Source organism: Streptococcus suis (assembly GCF_046032115.1).
GTDB classification, from domain to species: domain Bacteria; phylum Bacillota; class Bacilli; order Lactobacillales; family Streptococcaceae; genus Streptococcus; species Streptococcus suis_AJ.
In genome coordinates this window covers 1-6875 of sequence record NZ_JARQOZ010000059.1, presented here as the reverse complement: position 1 = coordinate 6875, position 6875 = coordinate 1, and the positions used below count along the sequence as shown (strand labels likewise).

General features: G+C 40.3%; 2 protein-coding genes and 1 pseudogene. 2 read left to right on the top strand and 1 reads right to left on the bottom strand.

Features of this window, described 5'->3' with window-relative positions:
- Positions 1 to 346 precede the first annotated feature (346 nt).
- Both queA and P7J36_RS11250 read left to right on the top strand, forming a co-directional pair.
- Positions 347 to 1375 carry a tRNA preQ1(34) S-adenosylmethionine ribosyltransferase-isomerase QueA gene (queA, locus tag P7J36_RS11255; protein ID WP_408552157.1) on the top strand — a complete coding sequence of 343 codons (1029 nt, stop codon included), beginning with the start codon at positions 347 to 349 and terminating at the stop codon, positions 1373 to 1375.
- A 63-nt stretch (positions 1376 to 1438) separates the two neighbouring features.
- The gene (locus P7J36_RS11250; RefSeq protein WP_024378250.1) at positions 1439 to 1912 is read left to right on the top strand and encodes an arginine repressor; all 474 of its coding nucleotides are present in this window, start codon (positions 1439 to 1441) and stop codon (positions 1910 to 1912) included.
- A 289-nt stretch (positions 1913 to 2201) separates the two neighbouring features.
- On the opposite strand, the pseudogene P7J36_RS11245 reads toward P7J36_RS11250, so the two are convergent.
- Positions 2202 to 6473, bottom strand: a pseudogene (locus P7J36_RS11245) (family 16 glycosylhydrolase).
- Positions 6474 to 6875: the final 402 nt, after the last annotated feature.

Sequence of the window (6875 nt, the reverse complement as noted above, 5' to 3'; positions counted from 1 at the left end):
CTTACCGTGGCGATTTTTCTTTTTGAAAGTTTGAAAAGCTATGATGGGTAGGGCATAACCAACTACGGGAATGATTCCTTATAGAGTATTACATCAACCCGAATAATTTTAATTCTCTTCCCATCCATCAAGACTTAAGTGTCTAACTATGATATAATACATTTATGACAGATGTGCTTTTTTACTTATTTTTTATTGGTATTCTGTTCTGCCTTACTGGCTATTTTATTCCTAAGTCAAAGGTCCTAAAGTTTATTTTCTACCTGATTGGTAGTCTATTGGTGGCTTTGCCATTTGCCCTATTGATTTATTTTACCTATATTTTATTTTAGTCTAAGGAGTGAATATGAATACTGCAGATTTTAATTTTGATTTACCCGAAGAGCTTATCGCTCAAGTTCCCCTTGAAAAGCGCGACAGCTCTAAACTATTGATCCTCGACCGCGAAAAACGGAGCATGGTTGACAGTCACTTTGACCATATCATCGACCAGCTGAATCCCGGTGATGCTCTGGTCATGAACAATACACGTGTTCTGCCTGCCCGTCTCTATGGCTACAAGCCTGAAACTATGGGACATGTTGAGCTTTTGCTTTTGAAAAATACCCAAGGTGATCAGTGGGAAGTTCTTGCCAAACCAGCAAAACGTCTGAAGGTCGGTACCACAGTCGCTTTTGGTGACGGACGATTAACTGCTACTATCGTAGAAGAATTAGAACACGGTGGAAGAATTGTTGAATTCTCCTATGAAGGTATCTTCCTTGAAGTCTTGGAAAGTCTAGGCGAAATGCCACTTCCACCTTACATTCATGAAAAATTAGAAGACCGTGAACGCTATCAAACAGTTTATGCCAAGGAAAACGGTTCTGCCGCAGCCCCAACTGCTGGACTACATTTCACCCAAGAGTTACTCGAAAAAATCGAAGCTAAAGGAGTGAAGCTAGTCTATTTGACTCTTCACGTTGGGCTTGGGACCTTCCGACCAGTCTCTGTTGATAACGTTGATGAGCATGAAATGCACTCGGAATTCTATAACCTATCAGCAGAAGCTGCTCAAACCCTCAATCAGGTCAAAGGTAGCGGTGGTCGTATTGTCGCAGTCGGCACTACATCCATCCGCACTCTCGAAACCATCGGTAATAAATTTGATGGCCGTTTGGAAGCTGCCTCTGGTTGGACAAATATCTTCATCAAACCTGGCTACAACTTCCGAATCGTTGATGCCTTCTCAACCAATTTCCACCTGCCAAAATCTACTTTGGTTATGCTAGTTTCTGCCTTTGCAGGTAGAGAATTTACCTTAGATGCCTATAAACATGCTGTTGAAGAACGTTACCGCTTCTTTAGTTTTGGGGATGCAATGTTTATTCAATAGGCTGTTATCACCAATTTATTCTGAGTTCAGATTTTATTTTCCTTACATCTCAAGGAGGGCCCTATGAACAAGATTGAAAGCCGCCATCAGCTGATCCTATCTCTAATCATGGAGAAGAAAATACATACCCAGCAGGAATTGCAAGAATTACTAGAGGTCAACGGAGTCTCCGTCACCCAATCTACCCTCTCCCGTGACATCAAGATGCTCAATCTTGTCAAAGTCAACGAAGATGATTGTTCTCACTATGTCATCAACCCCATTGCTCCTACTCGCTGGGAAAAACGACTGCGACTCTATATGGAAGATGCTTTGGTCATGCTAAAACCTATCCAACATCAAGTGGTTCTCAAGACCCTACCTGGATTGGCTAACTCATTCGGTTCTATTTTGGATGCCATGGAGATTCCTCAAATTGTAGCAACCGTCTGCGGTGACGATGTCTGTCTCATCATTTGTGAAGATGTCGAGGGGGCACAAGCTTGCTTCGAGCACTTGAAACAGTTTACTCCACCATTTTTCTTTAGTAAATTATAAAAATTTGTGTTCACAAACAATATACTTATTTTAAAGATAATTTTTCAAATAAATATCAATAACTTCCCTTTATACTCATAAACGAAAATCTCCCGTAATAAGATTTATTACGGGGGATTTTTAGTAGTTGCTAAAAAATTATCCTGTTATTCATAGCCTTCTAGTTTACTTTTTGTACAAGGCAATGAGCTACATGCTATACTTGGGTACGGCAAAGCGAGTGAAAGAAAAACTAAATGACTATATCATTACAATTAGAAAGCCCTGAACATTCGCTCAAATGGCTATATTACTCCTCTTTCCTCCGACGCCTAGCAGCTGCTAGGCCGATAAGTCCAAGAGGAGTGAATCTAAGACCATCTACTGCGCCTGTATTTGGTAATTCTTTCTTCTGAGAAGCTGCTTACTTGGAATTTGACTGCTCACTGCTTGGTTTTGATACAAGGGATAAAGGTGTGACAGAGGGACCATAGTTTGGTGTCAGGTATCCCTTAAAGGCGGGACGTGGTTCTGCTTGGACACTTTTTCCCTTAGCGGTAATCAAAGGTAGCTGCCCTACTGGTAAGGGCTCCGCTTTGACGCTGTCTCCTTTTGCTGTCACTAGTGGTGGCAGAGGAACTAACGCTTCACGCGCAGCTTTTACCTCTGCTAAATAACCATCTACAAATGCCTGGTTATTTTTACTGAGTTTCCAGTCAATCTTGTCTAAAACCTCTTTTAAGTTTGCTACGCTATCTGGACTATAATCACTCAAATCAGCAGGAAGCTTACTAATTTCTTCGTGCAAATCAACATAATCAGCTAAAAAGTAAGTTGGATTCGCCATTACAAACTCGTACATGAGGCGATGAACAGAATCATAACTGTATTCTTTGCTTGGATCATCTGCCCAAACAGCAACCATACTACCAATTACCGGTATCTCTGAGTTTTCATTTTTGTGAACAACTTCCAGTGGTGTTGATTCAATTCCACGCAGACCCTGATCAAGATTATACCATCCCCAACCTTCTGCTTCACGTCCAATAACATAGTACCAAGCATCATTGGTATTTAAAATCTTATGGCCTTTGTCAGCAAGAAACTTAGATGAGGCAACGTCATATCCTCCCCAGCCACCAGTCCAGAAAGAAGCAATAATGTCCTTGTCAAAAGTACCTGAACTAGTATCGTGGTTATAATAGATACCGTCATTGAAAGCCATTGGCTCTAAACCATGCTTCTTGACGATAGCTGCTAAATCATTGGCATATTGAATAAATTTACCATAGTCTCCCTGAGATTGAAGGATACGCCAGCCCGACGCATTTGTAGCATCATTTGCATATTCGTCCAGACCGATATTGAAAATTTTGGCCTTATCTGAAAAATATCCAGCATATTTATCAATTAATGCTTTGGTAAAAGCAATCGCTTCTTTGTTATTTAAGTCAACTGTTCGCGCAGAAGTTTTACCGTTGTAAGTAAATTTAGGAGATGGGATACCAAGCTCTTCCATGGCTTCTAAAATAGCATCCATGTGTCCCGGGCTATTTACGGCTGGAATCAAACGAACATTACTTGCCTTAGCATAAGCAATCAGTTCGTCCATCTCTGCCTGGGTAAGATGATTTCCGTTTGGATCATTGTAATAATGATTATTTCCATTAATAAGGGCCTGCTTCACCGCATCGCTGGTATAGGTCTTATCACCAACCGTCAATTCCATATCATCCAATAGGAATCGCATGCCATCATTACCCACCAATAGGTGCAAATCTGTATAACCATAATAAGAGGCCAAATCAACAATCTCTTTTAATTGGTCAACTGAGAAATATTTACGGCCAGCATCTAGAGAGAAAACTTTGGATAAACTTAATTTACGTTCGTCAACAATCGGTTTTTCTGGCTCTGCACTCGGGTCTGCAGCTACAAAGGTAACTTTTGCCAGTTGAACATCACTAGCAACCGCTGCTTTTTCAGCTCCGCTTTCCAATTTATAGGATATACCTGATAATTCTGGAAAGACAATCTTGATATACTTGGTTCCTCTTCGGATGTCTCTAATATCAAATGTCGTACGTGCATAGGCTGGTGTCACCTCTATAAAGTTATCAACTACGCTTGTTGTTTCCTTATTCCAAGTTTTCCCATCAACAGATGGATAGACGGTAAAATCAATTGCCCCTTCAGCTGCTCCAACCAAGTGTTTACGAATAGATTTTCCTTCCTTGGCCCATGCCGTATCATTGTATACTGCATAATCTTCCAAAGTTTTATAATAGGTTGTAAGATGGAGTGCTTTTGGATTATTCACCTTATAAATGAGTGCATTCTCACCTTGACCATCTGCATATAGACGACTTGTTTCGTAACGTGGTTGCCCTCCATAATAAAAGTTATTTTTATTTTCATGCGCAGCCTGACCGTGTGAAACTGATACTAATTGACCACGTTTCTCACTTGGTTTAATTGTATAGTCACTAGCAGTTGCATCGTCTAGATTATCAAAGTAAACCTTGTCTTGTCCTGCTTTTTGGTAAACACGTACCCAGTCAATCAGGTATTCACTATCTTGCTTAGTCATATTTTTGCTATAGTCAACGTCACCAGCCCAGTCATCACCAACTTGGGTTTCCAGTATTGGGAACATAGGGCGGGTGTGCATACCATCCCTATCCTTACCACGCATGGTTTGGAAAACAAATTTTCCATCAATATACCATTTGATAACATCTGGAGTCCACTCTACTTCATAGACGTGGAATTCCTGACTCCAGGCCTCATAATTCTTAATCGGTACACCGTGAGATTCCTTATTTTTAGCTAGAATGCCAAAATGATTGGTTGTCCATGCCTCCTATGGATTTTGCCCTAGATATTCCAAAACATCAATCTCATCGTGACCAGTCTCATCCTGTGCCAACATCCAAATAGCCGGCCAGATTCCCTTAGAGTCATTTACCTTGGCGCGAACAGCCATCCGACCAAATTGGAAAGAATATTTATCCTTAGATTCTAGACGACCAGATGACCAGGTTACTTTTTCTGGCAATTTCGTATCATTATAGCGGTCCAAACCAACTGCTTTTATCAGCTCATCTGTCGTATTATGATTGGTAGTGCGAATAGATAAATAGCTCTTGTCTCCTTCTTTTTTAATAGAAACAGCTTTCCGATTGTAGATAGCTGCGTGGTTCCACATGCCATCAATAATCTGCCACTTGCTTTCGTCAATCTTATCTCCGTCAAATTCATCAGACCAGACTAAGGTATCGTAATCAGATTTTGGCGGAAGGTATTCAGGTGCGGCTTCATCATATGATTTTCCATGTCCCATAATTTGGATTTCTGAATAACGGAGTGCTTCTCCGTCAGCAGATTCCCCTGTAAATCGAACGTATCTTGCTTTAGAGCCTTTCGGAACCGCAATCGTCAAAATCTCCCCTTCATTCACAGAAAGATTGCTTGCTTGATAAACTGTTTTATAGGTGTTCCCTGCATTGTAATCATCATCTAAATCTACACGAAAATGAGAATAGGTCCCTGGAGCTAATTGAACCTTGATTTCCTCGATAGTGTAGACATTTTTAAATTCATACTGGAGATAGGCTCCCATGCCTTTTGATTCCTGAGTAGTATAATTCTCATCAAATTTGCCATCATTAATGGCTTTTGGATTGGTGGGAGCTTTTCCATAAAAATATGGCTTCTTCAATTCGGCAAGATTGACCAGCTCGGTCTGTGGATTTTCGCTTGCACTTTCGTCTGCTTCAACCTGCGCCAAGACTTCTATCTCGTTGAAGAGAACGCCATTACTATATCCCTTCCAGGAACTGTTTGTATTTTGGATATAATGCCCCCGTCCCCAAATACGCATATAACGTGCATCAAACGGTGACAGGAGTTGAATAACTTGTGGTTTCCACTTGTTTGTTACTGTCTCTTCTACATCTGCCTGTTCGAAGATGACCCTCGTAGTTTCAGGAGAAAAGTCTGCGCTGGTGGACAACTCGACCTTAACATCTTTAAATGTAGAGATTGCATTTTCATAGGTATTACGGTAAATATTTACAGTATTGACAGGAACTTCCTTTTCAAAGTCATACTGAACATAGACATGATCCCACTGAGAATAGCCATTATCAGCACCTCCCGTTTCTTCACCTGCAATAATTTTTGTATTGTTGCTGGCATCATCTGAACTACCGTAAGCCACACCATCCGTTGCTTTCTCTGGATTTTTTATGGCAACCGAAGGAATGGTCGTCAATTCTGAAGCCATCAAGTGCTGACTGTTGGTAGTCGGCTCTTTTCCTTCTATCACATTTTTCTCAACTACCTTTGGTTCCTCCTGTTTTTCTTCTGGAGTTGAAGGTTCTATTTCAGTTGATGAAGTAGCTTCCACAAGTGGTTTTGCTTCAATAGTAGGGGGAACATCATTGTTGATTGCTACTGATTCTCCCGAAGACACTTCCTCTGCTGCAACGGTCTGTCCTGCCCATACCAAAAAACTGGTACAGATAAGAAGCTGACCAAGGATGACTTTTTTCGTAAACTTACTTGTTTCTTTTTTCATTATTTCCTCCTATAAAGTCTGCAAGTTTATCCTACCTATAGCCAAAATAAAGCAGTTTGTAAACCTTTTTAGTCTCGTATAAGACTCAAAATTCAGCTTACAGGTTGATGTGCAATCTCATTTCTGTCACAAATATAACATGTAAGCGTTATATTGCAGAATAGTCTAACTTGACTTATTCTATATGCAGATGGGGTCTATTTCTAAAACAGCATATAATAAGTCACACTTTCATATATTTTTGTATACTTCTTGTAAACAGTGACACATTTCTATCTCATCTTTTTAATGATATTCTTCATAAGAAAAGCCCTTAGATATTTCAGAACCCACTGAAAAAGTCATCAACTTGATGGCTTTTTTTGCTATACTAGAGTCGAGGTGATTCCTATGCTTGATAAT

Coding starts and splice junctions, on each gene's coding strand:
- queA (WP_408552157.1), top strand. CDS start 347: ATGAATACTGCAGATTTTAATTTTGATTTACCCGAAGAGCTTATCGCT.
- P7J36_RS11250 (WP_024378250.1), top strand. CDS start 1,439: ATGAACAAGATTGAAAGCCGCCATCAGCTGATCCTATCTCTAATCATG.